27 protein-coding genes are annotated in these 19,717 nt (G+C 70.6%); 3 read left to right on the top strand and 24 right to left on the bottom strand.

From position 1 onward, the window contains the following. Positions 1 to 48: 48 nt before the first annotated feature. Positions 49 to 405: an NADH-quinone oxidoreductase subunit A gene (locus tag ACPXY0_RS06445; RefSeq protein ID WP_419941635.1), complete on the bottom strand. Its 357-nt coding sequence runs from the start codon at positions 403 to 405 to the stop codon at positions 49 to 51. Positions 406 to 734: 329 nt separating this feature from the next. On the opposite strand from ACPXY0_RS06445, the gene ACPXY0_RS06440 reads away from it, so the two are divergent. Next, positions 735 to 1,616: an alpha/beta fold hydrolase gene (locus tag ACPXY0_RS06440; RefSeq protein ID WP_423929547.1), complete on the top strand. Its 882-nt coding sequence runs from the start codon at positions 735 to 737 to the stop codon at positions 1,614 to 1,616. Here the strand turns inward: ACPXY0_RS06440 and dcd are convergent. The 8 genes from dcd to ACPXY0_RS06400 form a co-directional block, all read right to left on the bottom strand. Next, a complete protein-coding gene (gene dcd / locus ACPXY0_RS06435; protein WP_423929545.1) occupies positions 1,597 to 2,151 on the bottom strand; it encodes a dCTP deaminase in 555 nt (184 codons plus the stop codon). The genes ACPXY0_RS06440 and dcd overlap by 20 nt on opposite strands. Positions 2,152 to 2,167: 16 nt before the next feature. Further along, entirely contained in the window at positions 2,168 to 2,491 is a 324-nt protein-coding gene (locus tag ACPXY0_RS06430) for a DUF423 domain-containing protein (protein ID WP_423929543.1), read from the bottom strand. Positions 2,492 to 2,553: 62 nt separating this feature from the next. Then, positions 2,554 to 2,790 (bottom strand): hypothetical protein, encoded by a 237-nt coding sequence (locus ACPXY0_RS06425; protein ID WP_423929541.1) that lies wholly within the window; start codon positions 2,788 to 2,790, stop codon positions 2,554 to 2,556. A gap of 43 nt (positions 2,791 to 2,833) precedes the next feature. Next, positions 2,834 to 3,871, bottom strand: coding sequence for a GTP 3',8-cyclase MoaA (gene moaA / locus ACPXY0_RS06420; protein ID WP_423929539.1), 1,038 nt, complete (start codon positions 3,869 to 3,871; stop codon positions 2,834 to 2,836). A 191-nt stretch (positions 3,872 to 4,062) separates the two neighbouring features. After that, entirely contained in the window at positions 4,063 to 4,191 is a 129-nt protein-coding gene (locus tag ACPXY0_RS06415) for a hypothetical protein (protein ID WP_419941629.1), read from the bottom strand. A 124-nt stretch (positions 4,192 to 4,315) separates the two neighbouring features. Beyond that, the gene (locus tag ACPXY0_RS06410; RefSeq protein WP_423929536.1) at positions 4,316 to 4,813 is read right to left on the bottom strand and encodes a molybdenum cofactor biosynthesis protein MoaE; all 498 of its coding nucleotides are present in this window, start codon (positions 4,811 to 4,813) and stop codon (positions 4,316 to 4,318) included. A 2-nt stretch (positions 4,814 to 4,815) separates the two neighbouring features. Beyond that, positions 4,816 to 5,070 (bottom strand): MoaD/ThiS family protein, encoded by a 255-nt coding sequence (locus ACPXY0_RS06405; protein ID WP_419166563.1) that lies wholly within the window; start codon positions 5,068 to 5,070, stop codon positions 4,816 to 4,818. Continuing rightward, positions 5,067 to 5,339, bottom strand: a complete 273-nt coding sequence (locus ACPXY0_RS06400) for a hypothetical protein (RefSeq protein WP_423929534.1) — start codon at positions 5,337 to 5,339, stop codon at positions 5,067 to 5,069. Before ACPXY0_RS06400 ends, ACPXY0_RS06405 begins: the two co-directional genes overlap by 4 nt. 117 nt (positions 5,340 to 5,456) lie before the next feature. Between ACPXY0_RS06400 and ACPXY0_RS06395 the strand changes: the two genes are divergently transcribed. Next, positions 5,457 to 6,620 (top strand): pyridoxal phosphate-dependent aminotransferase, encoded by a 1,164-nt coding sequence (locus ACPXY0_RS06395; protein ID WP_423929532.1) that lies wholly within the window; start codon positions 5,457 to 5,459, stop codon positions 6,618 to 6,620. A 35-nt stretch (positions 6,621 to 6,655) separates the two neighbouring features. Here the strand turns inward: ACPXY0_RS06395 and ACPXY0_RS06390 are convergent, their stop codons facing one another. Next, a complete protein-coding gene (locus ACPXY0_RS06390) occupies positions 6,656 to 6,955 on the bottom strand; it encodes an HU family DNA-binding protein (protein ID WP_419935618.1) in 300 nt (99 codons plus the stop codon). Between the two features lie 116 nt (positions 6,956 to 7,071). Further along, positions 7,072 to 8,208, bottom strand: coding sequence for a glutamine-hydrolyzing carbamoyl-phosphate synthase small subunit (gene carA, locus ACPXY0_RS06385; protein ID WP_423929529.1), 1,137 nt, complete (start codon positions 8,206 to 8,208; stop codon positions 7,072 to 7,074). Positions 8,209 to 8,300: 92 nt separating this feature from the next. Between carA and ACPXY0_RS06380 the strand changes: the two genes are divergently transcribed. Next, positions 8,301 to 8,987, top strand: coding sequence for a ribonuclease H family protein (locus tag ACPXY0_RS06380; protein WP_423929528.1), 687 nt, complete (start codon positions 8,301 to 8,303; stop codon positions 8,985 to 8,987). Here the strand turns inward: ACPXY0_RS06380 and secG are convergent. The 13 genes from secG to ACPXY0_RS06315 are packed head-to-tail and all read right to left on the bottom strand — an operon-like array spanning position 8,941 to position 19,669. Next, positions 8,941 to 9,378 (bottom strand): preprotein translocase subunit SecG, encoded by a 438-nt coding sequence (gene secG / locus ACPXY0_RS06375; protein ID WP_423929526.1) that lies wholly within the window; start codon positions 9,376 to 9,378, stop codon positions 8,941 to 8,943. The two genes, ACPXY0_RS06380 and secG, sit on opposite strands and share 47 nt — an antisense overlap. Before the next feature lie 44 nt (positions 9,379 to 9,422). Next, positions 9,423 to 10,187: a triose-phosphate isomerase gene (gene tpiA, locus ACPXY0_RS06370; protein ID WP_423929524.1), complete on the bottom strand. Its 765-nt coding sequence runs from the start codon at positions 10,185 to 10,187 to the stop codon at positions 9,423 to 9,425. 43 nt (positions 10,188 to 10,230) lie between these two features. Further along, a complete protein-coding gene (locus tag ACPXY0_RS06365) occupies positions 10,231 to 11,415 on the bottom strand; it encodes a phosphoglycerate kinase (protein ID WP_423930583.1) in 1,185 nt (394 codons plus the stop codon). Positions 11,416 to 11,437: 22 nt separating this feature from the next. Beyond that, entirely contained in the window at positions 11,438 to 12,466 is a 1,029-nt protein-coding gene (gap, locus tag ACPXY0_RS06360; RefSeq protein ID WP_423929522.1) for a type I glyceraldehyde-3-phosphate dehydrogenase, read from the bottom strand. 22 nt (positions 12,467 to 12,488) lie between these two features. Continuing rightward, positions 12,489 to 13,304 (bottom strand): ComF family protein, encoded by an 816-nt coding sequence (locus tag ACPXY0_RS06355; RefSeq protein ID WP_423929520.1) that lies wholly within the window; start codon positions 13,302 to 13,304, stop codon positions 12,489 to 12,491. Continuing rightward, entirely contained in the window at positions 13,301 to 14,146 is an 846-nt protein-coding gene (locus tag ACPXY0_RS06350; RefSeq protein ID WP_423929518.1) for a shikimate dehydrogenase family protein, read from the bottom strand. The genes ACPXY0_RS06355 and ACPXY0_RS06350 overlap by 4 nt, the downstream gene beginning before the upstream one ends. Beyond that, on the bottom strand, positions 14,143 to 14,622 hold the full coding sequence (locus ACPXY0_RS06345; RefSeq protein ID WP_423929516.1) for a low molecular weight phosphatase family protein: 480 nt from the start codon (positions 14,620 to 14,622) through the stop codon (positions 14,143 to 14,145). The genes ACPXY0_RS06350 and ACPXY0_RS06345 overlap by 4 nt, the downstream gene beginning before the upstream one ends. After that, positions 14,619 to 15,344: an L-threonylcarbamoyladenylate synthase gene (locus tag ACPXY0_RS06340; protein ID WP_423929514.1), complete on the bottom strand. Its 726-nt coding sequence runs from the start codon at positions 15,342 to 15,344 to the stop codon at positions 14,619 to 14,621. Before ACPXY0_RS06340 ends, ACPXY0_RS06345 begins: the two co-directional genes overlap by 4 nt. Positions 15,345 to 15,359: 15 nt before the next feature. Continuing rightward, on the bottom strand, positions 15,360 to 16,061 hold the full coding sequence (gene ispD / locus ACPXY0_RS06335) for a 2-C-methyl-D-erythritol 4-phosphate cytidylyltransferase (RefSeq protein ID WP_423929512.1): 702 nt from the start codon (positions 16,059 to 16,061) through the stop codon (positions 15,360 to 15,362). Further along, a complete protein-coding gene (gene dnaB / locus ACPXY0_RS06330) occupies positions 16,061 to 17,446 on the bottom strand; it encodes a replicative DNA helicase (protein WP_423929510.1) in 1,386 nt (461 codons plus the stop codon). Before dnaB ends, ispD begins: the two co-directional genes overlap by 1 nt. Then, entirely contained in the window at positions 17,439 to 18,227 is a 789-nt protein-coding gene (locus tag ACPXY0_RS06325) for a uracil-DNA glycosylase (protein ID WP_423929508.1), read from the bottom strand. Before ACPXY0_RS06325 ends, dnaB begins: the two co-directional genes overlap by 8 nt. Continuing rightward, positions 18,224 to 19,429, bottom strand: a complete 1,206-nt coding sequence (gene coaBC / locus ACPXY0_RS06320) for a bifunctional phosphopantothenoylcysteine decarboxylase/phosphopantothenate--cysteine ligase CoaBC (protein ID WP_423929506.1) — start codon at positions 19,427 to 19,429, stop codon at positions 18,224 to 18,226. Before coaBC ends, ACPXY0_RS06325 begins: the two co-directional genes overlap by 4 nt. A gap of 18 nt (positions 19,430 to 19,447) precedes the next feature. Then, a complete protein-coding gene (locus ACPXY0_RS06315) occupies positions 19,448 to 19,669 on the bottom strand; it encodes a DNA-directed RNA polymerase subunit omega (RefSeq protein ID WP_419941611.1) in 222 nt (73 codons plus the stop codon). Positions 19,670 to 19,717: the final 48 nt, after the last annotated feature.

The raw sequence follows: 19,717 nt of genomic DNA, 5'->3' as shown, positions 1-19,717 counted from the left end.
CGGTTTCTCTCCTCGCCGCCGTGCGCAGTCCCCTGTTCAAGTCCGTGCTCAATCCCACTCGAGCGCCCCTTTCTTCCACGCGTACACGAGGCCGACGCCGAGGACGACGAGGAACGCGGTGATCTCCAGGAACCCGACCATCCCCAGTTCCCGGAAGATCACGGCCCATGGAATCAGGAAGAGAGTCTCGATGTCGAGGACGATGAAGAGCATCGCCACGATGTAGAAGTTGACCGAGAACCGCTCTCGCGTGCTTCCGAGGGGAGGGATCCCCGATTCATAGGGGCTCGCCTTCACCGGCGTCGGGCGCCGGGAGCCCACGAGGTGCGATACGCCCATCATCGCGGCCGCGTTCAGCACGCCGACCAATCCGAGGATCAGGATGCCGAGATATGGGTCGAGCAAGGGGGTGCGCTCCTCTCGTGCGAGCTTGTGAATTTCTTCACTTTCCCGCGCCGCGAAGGTATCGCGGAGGGTTGGGCCCGGCAAGCGGGAACGGAGCCCGGAAAGGCGCCCGTTCGACGGTTTGCGGGCGCGTCAGAGGAGGGCTTACGCTCTCCATGGGCTCGGGCCGGAATCGTGCGGAGAATAAGTATGAACTCGGACATCGCAGTCATCCTGTTCGCGGTGGATGTCGTCGTTCTCAGCCTCCTGCTGGTCGGAGCTGTTGCGTTCGTGGTCTGGCCGGAAAGGCGGGTCTGGCCTCCCCCTCGGCGGAGGATCCCGCGGTTTCTGTGAGTCCCGGGCCGACCGCAGCCGACCGCCCCGATCAGCAGACCTGTCTCGTCCGGGACGTCGCGATCGGCGATGGTACGGTGCGGGTGACGATCCTCGGTGAGGGGCGCCCCGTCCTCTTCCTGCACGGGATCAGCGCCCACGGACGAGCGTGGCGCTCGGTCGCGGAGGCCTTCGTCGCGGAGCATCCCGGGTGGATGTGCTGGCTCCCCGACGTGCTCGGTCGGGGGGCCTCAGAGGCGTCTCCGGGGCTGCCCTACACCCTCGACGACGAAGTACGCCGGATTCGAGAAGTCATCCGCGCGCTCGCTCCGCACGGGGGGGCGCCGCGGCTCGTCGCCGGCCACTCGCAGGGCGCCGCCGTGGCGCTGGCGCTCGCCGGCGTCGAGCCGGCCGTCCGCGGGCTGCTGCTCGCGAGTCCGGTCGCGGCCGACATCCGCCGCCCTCCGGTCCTCGGCCTCCTCGGCTCGGAACCGGTAAGGCGGGCCGTCGGGAACATGTTCGCGCCGCTGCACAGGCACATCGGCCGTCTGGTGTTGAGGCGCGCGGCCGGTCCCGCGTTCAGGGCTCCACCGGCCCTCGTGGAGGCGTACGCCCGACCCTGGGCGGATCCGGTTCGCGCGCGCACGCTGATGCGCATCCTCGCCGACTGGCGGCCGGCCGATCTGGAGAGCCGCATGCCCTCGCGGCCTCTCGAGGCCCACGTCGTGACGGGTGCGCGCGACCCCAGGATTCCGGTCGCCGCGGCCCGGGGCCTCGCCGCACGCCTCGGGTGCGATCTCACCGTCTATCCCGAGGGGGGGCATGTGCTCACCGAGCAATACCCGAGGCGGCTGGCCCGCCTGCTCGCCGGGCTGGCCGCTACAGTTTCGGCGGCGTGACTCCGGTCTGGCCCTGGTACTTGCCGGCCTTGTCCGCGTAGCTGATCTCGCACACTTCGTCCGACTCGAAGAAGAGCACCTGCGCGATCCCCTCGTTCGCGTACACCCGGGCGGGAAGCGGCGTCGTGTTCGAGATCTCCAGCGTCGCGTGACCCTCCCACTCCGGCTCGAAGGGCGTCACGTTCACGATGAGGCCGCAGCGCGCGTAGGTGCTCTTCCCGACGCAGATCGTGAGCACGCTGCGGGGAATCCTGAAGTACTCGATCGAGCGCGCGAGCGCGAAGGAGTTCGGGGGGATGATGCAGACGTCCCCGCTGAATTCAAGGAAAGAGCGCTCATCGAACGCCTTGGGGTCGACCACGGGGAAGAGCGCGTTGTGGAAGATCCGGAACTCGTCGGCGACTCGCATGTCGTAGCCGTAACTGCTCACGCCGTAGGAGATGACGCCGTCGCGGACCTGGCGGTCGGCGAACGGCTCGATCATCCCCTGTTCGCGGGCCATGCGGCGGATCCAGCCGTCGCTCTTGATCGCCATCGGACCTCTCGGGTTGTCAGGTGCGCGTGAATGCGATCCAGGACGCCCAGCCCCAGGCGGCGATGAGCGCCGCGCCGCCGATCGGCGTGATCGCGCCCAGCCACCCGATTCCGGACAGGGCGAGGGCGTAGAGACTGCCGCTGAACACGGCCACGCCGCTCAGCATGAGTACCGCGGGGCCCTGCCAGCCGGCGCCCGGCCAGTGCGCGGCCGCCAGGCCGAGCAGGGCCAGGCCGAGGGCGTGCAGCATGTGCATGCGGGCCGCCGTCTCGAAGACGGCAAGGGCGTCCGCCGCCAGGCGGTCCTCGAGGGTGTGCGCCCCGAAGGCGCTCGCGACCACCCCCAGACCGGCGAGCAGGAAAGCGAACCCGAGGAGACGGCGGTGCCGCGAACCGGCGGCGATCAGTCGAACAACGAGGGAGCCCGGGTTCGCCGCGTGGCCTCGTCGACGATGGCTTCCATGATCCGGTCCCAGCGTTTCGGGCTGATCTGGGCCAGCGTCTCTTCCAGGAGCGCCACCAGTTCGCGGCCCTCCGCGCGGCGCAGGTCGGCACCGCCGTCCCCCTCCTCCAACTTCTCGCGCAGCCGCGTGGCGCGCTCCGTGAGGTCTCTGTGCCGGAGGCGCTCCTCGTAGTTCATGCAACGCCCTCCGAACCCACGAGTCGCACGTCGGGCGGGCGCATCAGCCGCCCACCTGGCTCAGCGCGGCGAGCCCGCCGCTTCCGGCCGCCGTACCCAGCTCCAGATAGTGACGCTTCGGCTTGCCGGCGAGCGCCCGCGCTACCGCAGCCTCGATGCTGCCCGTCTCGCGCAGCGGCCCCTTGAGGTCCACTTCGTGATCCCCGAACAGGCAGGTGCGCAGCTTGCCGTCGGCCGTCAGCCGCATCCGGTTGCACCGCTCGCAGTAGTTGTGGGACAACGGAGTGATCACACCCACCGTTCCCGTGCCGTCCGGGAAGCGGTAGTACACCGCGGGTCCATTGCCGCGCGGCCCCGGGTCGGGCAGCAACCGGTCGATGGCGCGGATCCGTTCCAGCACCTCGTCGGCAGATATGAACCGATCGGTCAGATGAAGGTTCTCCCCCACCGGCATCAGCTCGATGAAGCGAACGTGCCACGGGCGCTCGCGGGTGATGGCGGCGAAGTCGGCCACCTCGTGGTCGTTGAGCCCCCGCATGATGACGCAGTTTATCTTGATCGGCGCGAACCCCACCTCCTCGGCGGCGCGGATCCCCGTCATCGTCTCGTCGAAGCGCCGCGCCGGGCGCCGGGCGATCTCGACGAAGCGATCGCGGTCGAGCGTGTCGAGGCTGATGTTCACCCGGTGCATGCCCGCCTCTCGCAGCGCCTCCGCGAATCGCGGCAGCAGGATCGCGTTCGTGGAGAGCGAGATGTCGTTGATGCCGGGCACCGCCGCGATCATCCGGACGAGGTCCGGGAGGTCCTTGCGGACGAGAGGTTCTCCGCCTGTGATGCGGACCCGTTCCAGGCCGATATCCGCCATCTGGCGCACGATTTCCTGGATTTCTTCGTACGCGAGCATCTCCGGCTTCGGGATCCAGGCGAGCCCTTCCTCCGGCATGCAGTACGTGCACCGGAGGTTGCACCGGTCCGTGACCGAAATGCGAAGATACTGGATGCGGCGGCCGAACTGGTCTCTCATGGCACCGAAGTTGAGGGGTTCCATGATTGCGGGTGTGCGGGAAATATAGGGCCGCACCCCCCGGACCTCAAAGGTGCGTATTCATCGGTATTCGCCGACACCATGGTCGGCGCTGGAATACGAACACAGGTGCCACCTCACCGACAGAGTCCCGGGGATCAGGGATCGGCGGTTCGGGGTGCGGGGTGCGGGACTGCCGGAGGATAGAGGGGACGGCCGGAAAACGGCCGTCCCCCCGAAGGTGGCGGCTAGGCCTCGGCCGTGACCGCGTCCTCCATCCCCATCATCATGTTGTCATCGTCATCGCCACAGTCCCCGGCGAAGGAGACGGTCGCGATCAGGCAGACGACCAACACATTTCGAACCATCTTCAACATGGCTTCCTCCTCGACTGGATGCCGGGGCCGAAGGTCCCTTACCTTCGGATACCGCCGGCCATCCGTGATCCATCCTTCGGTTCCCGATCGTGATTCGAAGATCGGCTCCAGGCTCGACCCGCCGTTATCCCGCCGAGGATCGGTCTTCCGCGACCGTCGCCCCGGCCTGCGGGGCACCGACCCAGTGCGAGTCGCCGTCCTGGTAGTACTCGTGTTTCCACACAGGCAGTTTAGCCTTGAGGGTTTCCATAATCCAGCGTGAGGCCGGGTAGCACGCGTCGCGGTGCCCTGCCGCGACGCCGATCGCCACGCTCACCTCCCTCAGACCCAGTTCGCCGACGCGATGCGCCGCGAACACCGCCCCGATGTCGAATCGTTCGAGCGCCTCGTGACAGATGGCCGACAGTTCGCGCTCCGCCATCTCTCCGTAGGCCTCATACGTGAGACTCGCGACGGCGCGCCCGCGGTTCGTCTCGCGCACCCTCCCCTGGAATACAAGGACCGCGCCATCCGCCTCGGTCCCCAACTCCGCGAAGGGCTCGAATCCGTCCAGACTTTCCCGCGTGATCCAGGTCCGCACGCGGTTGTCCGCCGCTCCCGGGCCCTTGTCCGCGCACGGCACCGTCAGCCTCCCGCCACGGGAGGAATGAGGGCGACTTCGTCCCCGTTCGCCAGCCGCGTCCCGGACTCCGCGTAGCGCTGGTTGACCGCGACGACGACGCGCTCGGGGAGCCAGTCCAGCCCTCCCGGCCCCCGCAGGGCCCGCACGAGGTCCTCCACCGTACTGTCGGTCGCGAGTTCGGCAGAGCCCTCCCGGCGTGCGGCCAGTTCCCCGTATACGCCGAAGAAGAGCGTGCGCACCGAGATCCGCCCGGTCACGACTGTCCCGCCAAGGCGATGTAGGTGAGGAGTCGCGGCACGATCCCTTCCTCCCGCAGCGTGGTGACCCGCACGCGGGTCGCGTCCGGCGCTTGCGGGTCCGCGAAGGCCGCGACGGCGAGGTTGCCGCGGAACGTGCAGAACGTGATGTGCGTGTCGCTCTCGGTGTCGATCCAGGCGTCGGCCATGCGGTTCGCACCGAGGAAAAAATCCCGCGCCGCGGCGAGTACATCGCCCGGCGCCAGGGCGCTGGCGGTCTCTGTTGTCATCGGTTCTCCCGGCGTACCATCATCCTGCGGGAATAATAGGGCCCCGCCCCATCGCTCTCAAATCTCTCGAACAAACTCGTCGACACCTTCGGTAAAGGTCGTCCCATCGTGCCCCACATGGAATTCTCGTCCAACGTCGCGCACCTCGAGGCGTCGGCCACGCTGGCGCTGGCCGCGCGCGCCCGCAAGCTGAAGGCGGAAGGCGTGCCCGTGGTCGACCTTTCGGCCGGCGAACCCCAATACCCGGCCCCCCGGTTTGCGGCCCGCGCGGGGATACGGGCAGTGGAGGCGGGGAAGACGGGCTATCCGCCCACGCTCGGCCTCCCCGAACTGCGAGAGGCGATCGCGCGCTATCTGAGCGAAACGACCGGGGCCGATAGCGTGGACCCGGGTTCGGTGATCGTGGGCGCCGGCGTGAAGCAGTCGCTCTTCAACTGTTGCTACGCTCTCTTCGGAGCGGGCGACGAGGTCCTCGTGCCTTCCCCCTATTGGCTCAGCTATCCGGCGATCGTGCGGCTCGCCGGGGCGGATCCGGTCGTCGTGGAGACCGGGTGGAATGCCGGATTCCTCCCCTGCGTGGCGGACCTCGAGGCCGCGCGTACCGGGCGCACCCGCGGGCTCCTACTGAACAGTCCCGGCAACCCGACGGGCGCCGTGATCCCCCGCGGTCTTCTGCGCGACATCCTGCGCTGGGCGGCACGACACGGGATCTGGGTGCTCTCCGATGAGATCTACCGGCGACTCGCGTACGGACAGCCGTCGCCATCTGTCTTCGATATCACGGAGCGGGGCGAGCGGACGGTTCTCCTCGACGGAATGTCGAAAGCGTTCTGCATGCCGGGATTCCGGATCGGCTACGCCGTGGGGCCGCACGAACTCATCCGGAAGATGTCGGACCTGCAGGGACAGACGACCTCCGGGGCCGTGGGGCCGTCCCAGTACGCCGCCGCAGCAGCCCTCGGCGAGAGCGGCGCGCGCGAGGCGTTCATCACCGATCTTCTGTCGAGGCTCTCCGGCCTGCGGGAGCTCGGGCTGGCGGCGTTCGCGGAGATCGACTCGATCGAGGCCATGCCGCCGGACGGCGCGCTCTACTTCTACGGTCGCCTCACGGATCCGACCGCGACATCGCTCGACATCGCCGAGCGGCTGCTCGTGGATGCCTCCGTCGCCTGCATGCCCGGCGAGCCCTTCGGCTCTCCGGGGCACCTCCGGTTCAACTTCGCGGTCGAGAGAGACGTCCTCGAGAAGGGGCTGACCCGAATCGCCGACTTCTTCGGGTAGGGTGGCCGGTACCCTCCAGGGCTCCGGCCACCCGCTCAGGCCCGGCCCTCGTGACTCGCGGCGACCTCTTCCCGCAGCAGGCGCGAGGGCTTGAACACGGGCACTCTTCGTTCCGGGACTCGAACCGGGTCGCCGGTACGCGGATTGCGCGCCATGCGCGTCCGCCGATCCCGGACCTTGAACGTGCCGAAGCCCCGAATCTCGATGTGCCGTCCCTCGATGACGGCACCCTTGATCGCGTTCAGGAACGCGTTGACGACGGCCGCGCAATCCTTCTTCGTTACGCCGGGCCCGATCGCCTCGTGCACCTGTTCGATGAGATCCGCCTTCGTCATCTCCGCCTCCTCCGAGCGTTCGCAGCGCACCAGATATCGAGTTCGCTCCGGGCAGGAGCGATGATCGCCACTCATAGAAGGAGCTTCGATGAACGTAGAGAACGCGACGCCGACGTTCAACGTGTTGTCGCGGCTGTCCTTTCCCGCATGGTCTCGACAAAGCGGGTGAACAGGTACCGGCTGTCGTGCGGACCGGGCGCCGACTCCGGGTGGTACTGCACCGCGAACACCGGCCGCTCGCAATGCGCGAGCCCCTCGACCGTGCCGTCGTTGAGATTCCGGTGCGTCACCTCCAGGGCGTCGGCGCCCTGGATGCGCCCGTCCTTCTCCAGGACCGCGAAACCGTGATTCTGGGAGGTGATCTCCACGGCGCCCGTCGCATGGTTCAGGACCGGATGGTTCCCTCCCCGGTGTCCGTACGGAAGCTTGTAGTTCCTCGCCCCGAACGCCCGCGCGATGAGCTGGTGTCCGAGGCAGATCCCGAACAAGGGGATTCCCGCGTCGCTCAGAGCCCGGATCCTGTCGACCGCGCCCGGGACGGCCTCGGGATCACCCGGGCCGTTGGAGAGGAAGACCCCGTTCGGCCGCGCGTCCAGGAGTTCGTTCACCCCGGTTTCGCAGGGAACGACGCGCACCCGGTATCCCTCGCGCAGGAAGAGATCGAGGCTTCGGGTCTTGACGCCGTAGTCGAGGCACAGCACGAGGCCCTGGACGCCGACGTCGGGGGACGGCTGGAGTTCGTAGGGCTCCGGGGTCGACACGGTCGTCGCGAGATCGCGTCCCGACATCTCGGGTTCCGCGGCGAGTCGCTCCGCAGCCCGGCCCGGGTGGATCCCGTCGTGCGCCAGGACCGCCCGCATGGCGCCCGCGTCCCTGATGTGGCGGGTAAGGGCCCGCGTGTCCGCTCCAATGAGGGTCGGGATGCCGTGTGAAGCGAGGTATTCCGGGAGCGTGGAGTCGGCCGGCCCCGAGCCGACCTCCTGCGAGAGGTGTCGTACGATGAACCCCGCCACCCACGGCCGCCGAGACTGCACGTCGGGGTCGCGGATGCCGTAGACTCCCTGCATGGGCGCGGTCATCACGACGATCTGCGCGGCGAAGGAGGGATCGGTGAGGATCTCGTGATAGCCCGTCATCACGGTCGTGAAGACGGCTTCGCCGGCCGTCTCCGTCTCGGGCCCCTGGTAGGTCCCGTCGAACCGGCGGCCGTCCTCCAGCAGGAGGTATCCGGGGCGTGCTTGCCTGTCGCTCACGTGCGCGTCCAATGTGGCGTTCGCATGTGCGGGGGATCGGGTACCGGCCCGCCGCCCGCGCGTATCCGAAATCCGAAGTGAGGGGAGGCGCGGTGAAACCCGACTCCGAGCCCGCTCCGGGGGGGGGGGCCGAGGATCCTCTCGTCCATATCTTCGCCGACGAATCGTGCCTCGGCAACCAGTTCGAAGAACGTGCGAGTCCCGGCGCCGCGGCGGGGCTGATCGAGCGCTTCGACGAGCATCGGGGCTGGCACCGGCGCGACTTCGCCCACTTCGACCCCGACACGACGAACAACCGGATGGCCATCGTCTCCGGGATCGTCGGCCTCGGCGCGCTGAAGCGGCCCTGCCGGATCGTGTTCACGAGCGACAGCCAGTACCTGGTGCGCGGGATGAAGGAATGGGTGCACAACTGGGCGCGGCGCGGCTGGCGGCGGAAGGGCGGCCCGATCGAGAACCTCGACCTGTGGCGGGAACTCGCGCGGGCCGCCGCGCGACACCGGGTGGAATGGCGCTGGACGAAGGGGCACGCGGAGGATGTGAAGAACGCCTATGCGGACCGGCTGGCCAACACGGCGGCCCGGGAACGCCGCGGCACCGACGGGCTGGTTCCCTCCGGCTTCGAGGCCTGGCTGGCCGAGGCGCAGGAGAGGGAACAGTTCCTGGACTTCCTCGACGTGCCCGACCGGGCGTTCGAGGCGGATCCCCGGCCGCCCCCCGTCCAGAGCCCCGCTACGGGCCGGGGTTCCCGCTTCCGGACCCGGGGTCCTCTTCCGTAGCCGGCTCCTCCCCTCCCTCCGGCGCCGCGCCCTCGTCGGCGGGCGCGGCGGCGTCGCCCAGGTCGGGCGGCGCCTCCAGCAGGGAGGGCGGCGCCTCGCGCAGGCTCTGTCCGGCCGGCGTCCCCTGGCGCAGGATCGACTCCGGGGACGCGTTCGGCCGGGCCGAGAGCACGGCCAGCACGAGCGCGAGGAAGAGGAATCCCCCTCCGCCGTACCAGCTCATCCTGGTCAGCGCGTTGGCGGTCTGCCGTCCCCCCATGAAGGAGTCGGTCGAGGACGAGGCGCCGCCGAATGACGCGGCGAGCCCGCCCCCCTTCCCCGCCTGGATCAGGATGATGATGCAGAGGAGGAGCGCGATCAGCGAAATCGATACGATCAGGAACGTGAACATCCATGTAAGCTAGAGCCGGCGCGGGCCCGGGGCCAGTTTCGCGGTCATGCGCCCGCCGCGCAGATCGCGGCCCAACTGTCGGGATCGAGGCTGGCGCCGCCGACCAGGACGCCGTCCACCCCCGGGGCCGCGAGCAGTTGCCCGATGTTGGCCGGTTTGACGCTCCCGCCGTAGAGGATCACGGATCGCGGCGGGTCGCAGCCCTCGAAGCCCGAGAGCCGGGCGCGCACGATGCCGTGCGCCTCGGCCGCATCCGCGGGGCTCGCGGTACGCCCGGTCCCGATCGCCCACACCGGCTCGTACGCGTAGACGAGACGGGCGCGGCCCTCGGCGTGCAGCGCGGACAGCGCCGCGCGAATCTGCGTCTCGAGCACGGCCTCCAGTCTTCCCGCCTCCCGCTCTTCGAGCGTTTCGCCCACGCAGAGGACGGGGCGCAGACCCGCGTCGAGGAGGCACCGCAGCTTGCGCGCGACCATCGCGTCGGTGTCTCCGAACTCGCGGCGGCGCTCCGAGTGGCCCGCCAGCCCCCACGTCGCGCCGGTCGCGGGCACCATGGCGGCCGAGATCCCGCCTGTGTGGGCACCCTCGACCTCCGTGTGCACGTCCTGCACGCCGAACCGGAGATCGGGTCGGCCGGCGCTCGCCTCGGCGAATGCCGGCAGGCTGATGGCGGGGGGAAACACCACCACCGTCGCGTCATCGCGCGGCGCGTGGCGCCCCCTGAACCGCTCCATGAACGCCGCGGTCCCGGCGGGGCCATGGCACATCTTCCAGTTCGCGGCGAACACGGGCGTGCGGGGCTCGCTCAAGAGGCGCTCCTTTCTCGTTTCAGCTCGCGTCTCAGCTCGCGGGTCACGCGTCGGCGAGGGCGTCGAGCCCGGGCAGCCGTCCGCTCGCCAGGTACTCGAGCGCGGCTCCGCCCCCGGTGCAGATGTGCGAGAAGCGGTCCATGAGGCCGGCCCGCCGCACGGCCGCCGCCGAGTCGCCGCCGCCCACCACGGAGAAGGCGCCGGCGGCGGTGATCTCCGCCGCGGCCTCCGCGATGGCGAACGTCCCCGCCGCGAAACGCGGGTCCTCGAACTGCCCCATGGGTCCGTTCCAGAAGAGCGAGGCGCAACCCCGGATCGCTTCCGCGTACCGTGCCCGCGAGGCCGGACCGATATCCACCGCGGCCATCCCCGGACCGATCGCCTCCACCCCCACGTCCGCCACCGATCCGCCGGGATCCGCCGGCCGCTCGGTGACCGTCACGTCGACCGGCAGCCGGATCCTGTCCGGACTCGCGGCCAGGATCGAGCGGGCGAGTTCCAGGGCGGCCTCCTCGACGAGCGACGCCCCGGTCTCCACCCCCTGCGCCCGCAGGAAGGTGTTCGCCACGGCGCCGCCGACCAGGATACGGTCGGCGCGCTCCAGAAACCCGTGCATGAGATCGATCTTGTCGCCGATCTTCGCTCCCCCGAACGCGACCACGAAGGGACGCGGAGGGTCCCGGAGGGCGTCGAGCGCGGCGAGTTCCCGTTCCACCAGCAGGCCGGCGGCGGCCGGGCGGAGGCGTGCCGGCACCCCGGTCGTCGACGCGTGCGCGCGGTGGAGGGTCCCGAACGCGTCGTTGACGAAGAAGTCGCCGAGGCGGGCCAGCCGGCCGGCCAGGGCGCCGTCGTTCGCCGCTTCCCCGGGCAGGAAGCGCGTGTTCTCGAGGAGGAGAACCCGGCTGGCGGCGAGCCCGCGACTCGCGCGGAGCGCCGCAGCGCTGTCGCACGGGGCGGCGAAATCCACCTCGACGCCGAGCAGGCCGGCGAGGACCGGGCCCACCGGCGCGAGCGACAACGCGGGGTTCGGGCGCCCCCCGGGGCGGCCGAGGTGCGAGAGCAGGACCGGCCGGGCGTCGTGCCGCAGCAGCCACCGCAGCGTGGGCAGCGTGGCCTCGATGCGGGTCGCGTCGGCCACCCGGTCCGCCTCGAGCGGGACATTGTAGTCCACGCGCATGAGCGCCCGCTTCCCGGCCGGATCGGCCGGGAGATCCGCGAGGGTCCTGATCATTAGAGAGGTTCGGGCCGGTTCAGGCCCCGACGGCCGCGGGCAGCCGCTCTCCGACGAAGCTCGCCAGATCCACGCAGCGGTTCGAGTAGCCCCATTCGTTGTCGTACCAGGAGATGACCTTCACGAGCGTGCCGCCCATGACCGAGGTCGACTGCGCGTCGATGATCGCGCTCGCCGGGTTCCCGGTGAAGTCGACCGACACGAGGGGCTCCTCGGTGTACTCGAGCACGCCGTCCAGAGCCCCCTCGGCCGCCGCGCGGAACGCCGCGTTCACCTCCTCCGCCGACGCTGCCCGCGATATGGTGGCCACGAGATCGACGATGGACACGTTCGGCGTCGGGACCCGCATCGCCATCCCGTCGAGCTTCCCCTGAACCTGCGGGAGGACGAGCCCCACCGCCTTGGCGGCCCCCGTCGTCGTGGGGATGATCGAGAGCGCGGCGGCGCGCGCGCGGCGCAGATCCTTGTGCTGGAGGTCGAGCAGCCGCTGTCCGTTCGTGTACGCGTGGACGGTCGTCATCAGCCCCCGCTCGAAGCCGAACTCGTCCAGCAGGACCTTGACGACCGGCGCGATGCAGTTCGTGGTACAACTCGCGTTCGAGATCACATCGTGCCGATCCGAATCGTATTCGTGGGCGTTCACGCCGAGCACGAGCGTGATGTCCGGCTCGACGCCGGGAGCGGAGATGATGACCTTCCTCGCGCCCGCCGCGATGTGCCTGGCCGCGTCTTCACGCCGCCGGAAGATGCCGGTCGACTCGATCACGACATCGACATCCATCTCCGACCACGGCAGATCGACGGGATCCCGCTCGGAGAGCACCCGCACCCGCTCTTCGCCGACGACGACATCCTGCCCGTCGACGCGCACCTCACCGGCGAAGCGGCCGTGCACGGAGTCGTACTTGAACAGATGGGCGAGCGTCGCCGCATCCGTAAGGTCGTTGATGGCGACGAAGTCGAGATCGCCGCGCGGATTCTCGAGCGCCGCGCGCAGGATGTTCCGGCCTATGCGGCCGAAACCGTTGATTGCAACCCTCACACTCATTGGGAGTCCTCTTATGGGCGGATTACGGGCGGGAAGCCCGGGTCGGTGACGGGTCACCGTCCAGGGAACGTAGCGTACGCGCAAAACTAACCGCCGCCACACGGCGAAATCCAGCCTCGGCGAGAGCTTCCGCGCAGGCGACCGCGGTCGCCCCGGTCGTGAGCACATCATCGACCACGATCGCCACTCCCCCCTCGGCATCGAACCCGGCCCGGGGCTGGAAGCGGCCCTGCACGTTGGCGCGCCGCAGGGTGCCGCGGAGCCCCGCCTGACGGCCCCCGCCCGGCCGCCGCTCGAGGGCCGGCCGCAGCGGTCCGAGCCCGTGCGCTACGAGGGCGCGGGCGAGTTCCTCCGCCTGGTTGAAGCCCCGCTCCCGCAACCGGGCCGGTGCGAGCGGCACGGGGACGAGGCAAGCGGCGTCCCGGGCGCCGAGCCGGTTCGCGACGGACTCCGCGGCGGCCGCCATGCTCGCGGCCATGTACGGAGCGAGCGCCACCCAGCGATCGTACTTGAGGGCGCGGACGGTCCGCGCGGCCACGCCGTCGAAGGCGAACGGCGCGTCGGCGGCGACCAGCACCTCGGGCCACGACTCGCAGGTGCCGCAGCGTACCCGCTCGCCCGCCGCGGCCGCGATGTTGCCGAGCGGTTGCGCGCAGCGCGTGCAGCGCGGCACGGGCAGCCGCGGTTGCCGCGAGCGGCACAGGCCGCACAGCGGCGCGCCGGCGGGCTCCACACCCCGGCGGCACCCCACGCACGCCACGGGGACCAGCGCATCGAAGGCCGCCGCGGCCGTCCGCCCGAGACGGCCGAGGGCGCTCTGCCGCGCGATCACGCTCATGCGCCGCTCCCGCGGCCGGATCCCCGCCCCGCCCGCGCGTCCAGCGCCTTCACCGCCGCGGCCCGCATCGCGTGGTGCGGCGCCGCGTGCCCGGGAAACCAGCGCTCCAGCGACAGCACCGCCTGGCCCACGAGCATCTCGAGCCCGTCCCCCGCCCGGATGCCGAGCGACCGGGCGTGGCGGACCCACCGCGTCCGTCCCGCCGCATACACGAGGTCGTACGCGAGCTCGAATCGCCCCCGGTCCAGCGCGAGTGGCAGCGGATCCGCCGCCGACAGCCCGAGGCTCGTCGCGTTGAGGACGAGATCGTAGGACGCCCCCGGGTCCGGCGCCTCGACCACGCGTACCGCGCGGGTCCCCGCCGCCTCCATGAGCGTGCGCGCCCGGACGGCCGTCCGGTTGAGGATTTCGATCGAGGACGCGCCCCCCTCGAGCAGCGCATGGACGGCGCCCCGCGCCGCGCCCCCGGCCCCCAGCACGAGCACCCGCGCCCCGCCCGCCTCGAAGCCGACCCGTTCGAGCGCGAGGCGGAGACCGCCCACGTCCGTGTTGTCGCCCTCGAGTTCCCCATCCGCCCGCCGCCACCAGCAGTTGCACGCCCCCGTGGCCCGTACGGCGCGGCGCGGCCGCGCGAGCGCCTCGGCCGCACGCAGCTTGTGCGGAAGCGTGACATTGCCTCCCGCGAGGTCCGGATCGCGCATCACCCGCCCGACATCCTCCGACGCGACCTTTCGGGCAACGTATTCCGCGTCGAGCCCCCACGACCGGAAGGCCGCCCGATGCATGGCGGGCGAAATCGAATGGTCGACGGGGTCTCCGAGGAGCGCGTAGCGGAGCGTCACGGCCCGTCCGGCACCTGCTCCGTGTCACGGAGCCAGTCGAAGAACCCGCGCATGGCGCACGTCAGCAGCGCCCAGGTCGCCTCGTACGTCTCGAGGTCACCGCCATACGGGTCCGGCACCCCGCCGCCCGCTCGACCGTGGCCCGGGGGGAGGAAATCGGTCATGACCCGCACGGAGGCGTCCAGAGCCCAGCGAGCGGCCGCCTCGGCGTGCGACGCCTCCATCCCGACGATCACGTCGGCCCCTTCCAGCAGTTCGAGCGAAAGCTCGCGCGACCGGTGCCCCGCAAGATCGAGCCCGTGCGCCGCGGCCACCGCGACGCCGGGGCCGGAGGCGGGGTTCCCGGGGAACGCGAACGTGCCCGCCGAGCCGCAGGACACCCCCGACAGACCGCGCGCCTCCGCCGCGGCCCTCGCGATCACCTCGGCCATCGGGCTCCGGCACGTGTTCCCCGTGCAGACGAAGAGCAGCTTCATCCCGGAGCCCCGCGGCGATCCGACCGCCTCAGGATCCGCTCGATCTCAAGCGCCGGAAGGGCGCCCTCGCGCAGCACCTCGACCGTCTCGCCGCGCAACCGCACGAGCGTTGACGGAGGCGAAGCCTCCAGGTCTCCCGCGTCCAGCCACCCGACCGGTCCGTCCTGCGGCCGCATCGACGCCAGCGCATCCCGCGCTTCCCGCCGCGTCCGCGCCGGCGGTCGCCATGTCTCGTTGAGACTTGTCGACGTCATGAGTCCCCCCGCCCGCTCGAGCAGCCGCCGCACGACGGGATGCGGGTCGACGCGCGCCGCGATCCCGGCCTCGCTCCCGTCATCCAGGACGAGCGTGAGCGGCCCCGGCCAGAAGGCATCGGCGAGCCGCCGCGCCGCGCCGCTCCACCGCACGCCCGGCAGGGCTTCGTGGAGCGCCTCGCGGCTGGCCGCGAGCCGGATGAGCGGCCCCGGCGGACGCCGCTTGAGGGCCGAGATCCGCTCGTCCACCCTGCGGGTCGTGCGCCCGCCCAGCCCGTACACGGTCGACGTGGGGTGGGCCACCACGCCGCCGGCATCGAGCAGCGCCACCGCCCGTTCAAGCGCATCGACTCCGGCCGCCAGCGGCCTCCCCGCCCCGCGCTCCACCGCCGCCTCGGACGCTTCGGAACCCGTGCCAGCCCCTCCCCATTCGTACCAGCGCAACGCGTCGCTCGCGATGTCGATCACACTCCGCCCCGGCCGCTATTTCCTGCCCGGGATCACGCCGCTCTCAACCATCCGCCGAGCGACGGCGAGGTCCCTGGGCGTCGTGATCTTGAGGTTCGACGGATCACCCTCGACCGTAGCCACGTCGATCCCGAGACGTTCGCACAGCATCGCGTCGTCCGTGAGGCTGGCCGCGTCGTGCTCCGCCCACGCGGCCCCGTCCCCGAGCGCGTGGGTCCGCGCCAGCACCTCACGGGGGAACCCCTGCGGCGTCTGCACCCGCCGGAGGTCTTCGCGCGGGACCGTCTCCGCGACCCGTCCCCGGCCATCGACCCGCTTCACCGTGTCCTCGATCCCGATCACGGGAATGACCGGACCGCGCCCCGCCGATCCGATGACGCGGGAGATGAGAGCGGCCGACGGGAAGGGCCGGGCTCCGTCATGCACGAGGACGACCTCGATCTCCTCCGCCAGGGCGCCGACGCCGGCCCGAACCGAATCGACCCGGGCCACGCCGCCCGGCACGACCGTGACCCCTTCCGGAAGCCAGGCGGGCGGTGCCGCCGCCCGCGCCGGCGACAGGACGACGACGACCCGCTCCACCTCCGGGTGCGCCGCGAACGCGCGCACCGACCACGCGAGCACGGACGCACCACCCAGGTCCACGAACTGTTTGGGTCGCTCGTCCCCGAATCGCCGGCCCCGCCCCGCCGCGACGATGACCGCGCCGACGCGCACTAGCCCGGTTCCGCGCGCCGGGACACGGATTCGAACGCCGTGAACGCCTTGTGGAAATAGAGATCGACGCTCCCGGTCGGCCCGTTGCGCTGCTTTCCCACGATGAGTTCGGCCTTCCCCGCCAACCCCTTCTCCTCGATCTCCTCGGGCTTGCGATGCATCTCCTCCCGGAAGATGAAGAGGACCACGTCGGCGTCCTGCTCGATGGCTCCCGATTCGCGCAGGTCCGAGAGCCGCGGACGGTTCCCCTCGCGCTGTTCCGGTGCCCGCGACAGCTGCGAAAGCGCGAGCAGGGGCACGCCGACCTCCTTCGCGATCCCCTTGAGGGAGCGGGAGATGGCGCTGATCTCCTGCTGCCGGTTCTCGGCCCTGTCGCCTCCCGACATGAGCTGCAGGTAATCGAGCACGACGAGTCCCACGCCGACCTCGGCGTGCAGCCGCCGAATCTTGGCCCGAAGCTCGATGGGCGAGATCCCCGGGGTGTCGTCGATCCAGATCGGGGCCGTATTCAGGTGTCCGGCTCCGCGCGCCAGCCGCGTGAAATCGTCCGTATTCAGGCGTCCGGTCCTCACCCGGCTCGAATCCACCTTCGACTCGGCGCACAGCATCCGCTGGACGAGCGACTCGCGCGACATCTCGAGCGAGAAGATCGCGACCGGCACATCGTCGTCGATCGCGGCGTGCTGGGCCATGTTCAGGGCGAACGCCGTCTTCCCCATCGAGGGACGACCGGCGAGGACGATGAGGTCCGCCGGCTGGAAGCCCGCCGTCATCCGGTCCAGCTCCGGGAACCCGGTCGGGACACCGGTGATCGAGCCCGGATTCCGCGTCAACTCATCGATCCGGTCCATCGTCGAGCGAAGGATTTCCTTGATGCGGGCGAAGCCGCCGCGTTCCTCGGCCTGCGCGATCTCGAAGATCTTCTGCTCGGCCCGGTCGAGCGTCTCGTCGACCTCGCCCGAGGGCGCCTCGTACGCCTCCTGGATGATCTCGGTGGCACTGGAGATGAGGCTCCGGAGAATGGACTTGTCGCGCAGAATGCGGCAGTGATAGGCGACGTTGGCGGCGGTGGGCACCGCATCCACGAGCCTCGCCAGATAGGCCATGCCGCCGACGGCGTCGAGTTCCCCCGCCGTCTTCAGTTCGTCCGAGAGTGTGACCGCGTCGATCACGTCGCCGCGGCCGTAGAGCCGCACCATGGCGCGGAAGATCCGTCGATTCCCTTCGCGGTGGAACCCGGCGTCGTTGACGAGTTCGAGCGCCACGGCCACGGCGTCCGCGTCGATCAGCATGGCTCCGAGGACCGAAAGCTCGGCCTCTTCGGACCAGGGGGCGCGACGTCCGTCGATGGACTCGCTCGGGAGGCTGAGTGCGGTATCAGCCAAGGCGTGCCTCACTCTCGTCGGCGCCGTCAAGCATGCGGCGCACCATCTGCAGGTCCTCCCAGGTCGGCCGGATCCAGCCCGGGTTCCTGAGGAGGGCCGCCGGGTGATACGTGACGATGACGGGATATCCCGAATACCGGTGTACGCGCCCCCTCAGCCGGCCCAGGGCCGACTTCGTCTCGAGCAGGGTGCGCGCCGCGAAGGCACCGAACGCGACGATCACGTCGGGTTGGATGAGCGCAAGTTGCCGCACGAGGTACGGCGCGCAGGCAGCGACTTCCTCGGGGAGCGGGTCGCGGTTCCGCGGCGGACGGGATTTCAGGACGTTGCAGATGTAGACGGACGTTCGCGGGAGACCGATCGACATCAGGAGCCGGTCGAGCAGGCGGCCGGCCCGGCCCACGAAGGGACGTCCCGTCTCGTCCTCGCGCGCGCCGGGGGCCTCCCCCACGCACACGACGCGGGCCTCCGCCGCCCCCTCGCCGAACACCGCGTTCTTGCGGGCCGCGTGCAGCGGGCACCGGGAACAGCTCGCCACGAGCTGCGCCAGCGCCTCCAGGTCCGGCGCCTCCGCGATCCGTGCGTTCGTGACCTCCACCGCGGCCGCGCCGCCGGGGGCAACGGAGCCTTTCGTCCGAGCGGCCCGTCCCGCGGACGCCAGCCGCCGCACGACCTCATCTCGCGTGGCGTGTTCGAGCATGAGCACGTTCCCCTCGGCGGAAAGCGTCTGCGCCAGGAACGTCCGGGCGCGCGCCCGGGCCTCCGCTGCCGGCCGGCTCACGCCTCCTCCGCCGCCATCGAAGCCTCGATCCGGTCCAGGAGCTGGTCCGCCAATTCGGTCTTCTTCGCCAGCGGCAATTCCTCCGACGCGCCCGCCCGATCGATGAGCGTGATGCGGTTCGTGGCGGACTCGAAGCCCGCATCCGGTTCGAGGGCCGAATTGACCGCCACGAGCTGCATTCCCTTGCGCTCCAGCTTCTCTCGGCCGCGGGCAAGAAGGTCGTCCGTCTCGAGCGCGAAGCCGAGCGTGAAGATACGCTTCTCGGCGCGGAGTTCGCGGGTCTCCATCAACAGGTCCGGTCCCGCGCGCAGGGTGAGATCGAGTCCCCCCTCCGTCTTCCTGATCTTGGAGGCGGCTTCCGCGGCCGGCTCGAAATCACCCACGGCCGCAGCCATGAGAAGAATCTCGGCGTCCATCAACGCGATCTCCAGCGCGGCCAGCATCTCCCGGGCCGTCTCGACCTCCACCAGCCGCGGGCCGGGGGGGGGCGGCGCGGCACCGGGCCCGCTGATCAGCGTCACATCGCCCCCTCGCCGCCACGCCGCCCCGGCGAGCGCGAACCCCATACGGCCGGAGGAACGGTTCGAGATGAAACGCACCGGATCGAGCGCGGCCCGCGTCGGACCCGCCGTCGCGACCACCTTGCGCCCCCGGAGCCCCTTCGCGGATTCCAGCTTCCGCGCGATCGCCGGCACGATCTGTTCGGGTTCGAGGAGGCGCCCCGGCCCGCTCTCTCCTTCGGCGAGCGGGCCGTCGGCCGGACCCGCGATCGTACAGCCGAACTCGACCAGCCGCGCGACGTTCGCGCGGGTCGCCGGGTGCTCCCACATGCGCGTATTCATCGCGGGACAGACGATCACGGGACCGCGCGCGGCCAGCACGGTCGTCGTCGCCAGATCGTCGGCGGCGCCGGCGGCGAGCCTGGAGATGAGGTCGGCGCTGGCCGGCGCGATGACGACGACATCCGCTTCGCGCCCGAGGTCCAGGTGCGCCATCGGCCGGTCCCACAATGACGTGTGCGCGCGCCGGCCCGTGATGCCTTCGAACGTCACCCGCCCGACGAAACGCTCCGCCGATTCTGTCAGGATAACGTCAACGGCCGCGCCCCCTTCGATCAGCCGGCGCGCGAGAACCGCGCTCTTGTAGGCGGCTATCCCGCCGGAGACGACAAGGAGGACGCGACGACCGTCAAAAGGTCGCACCGTCGGTCCCGCAGCCGACTAGCGGGTGAAGGGCGAGCGCGTTCGGACCAGCCGGTACTGCAGCCTCTTCTCTCCCGACGTCAGCGCCTCGGCCGCAACCGTCGTGAGCTTGTCCGCCCCGTAGGGCGAACGCTCGAGCGGAAGCGCGTTGAGCTCGCGCGCATACTTCGCGGCGACGAGCACGCCCAGATACTTGTTCGAAGCCGCCTTCGCGACGGCGTCCGGTGTAAACACCTTCATTCTATCTCCTCGTCATCCTCTCCAGCGTCCATCGAGATCGCGTCCCCG

Origin of the sequence: Candidatus Palauibacter sp. (genome assembly GCF_965237495.1) — a bacterium.
Classification (GTDB): domain Bacteria; phylum Gemmatimonadota; class Gemmatimonadetes; order Palauibacterales; family Palauibacteraceae; genus Palauibacter.
Note: the sequence above shows the minus strand (reverse complement) of the source record. Positions and strands in the feature narration are given on the sequence as shown.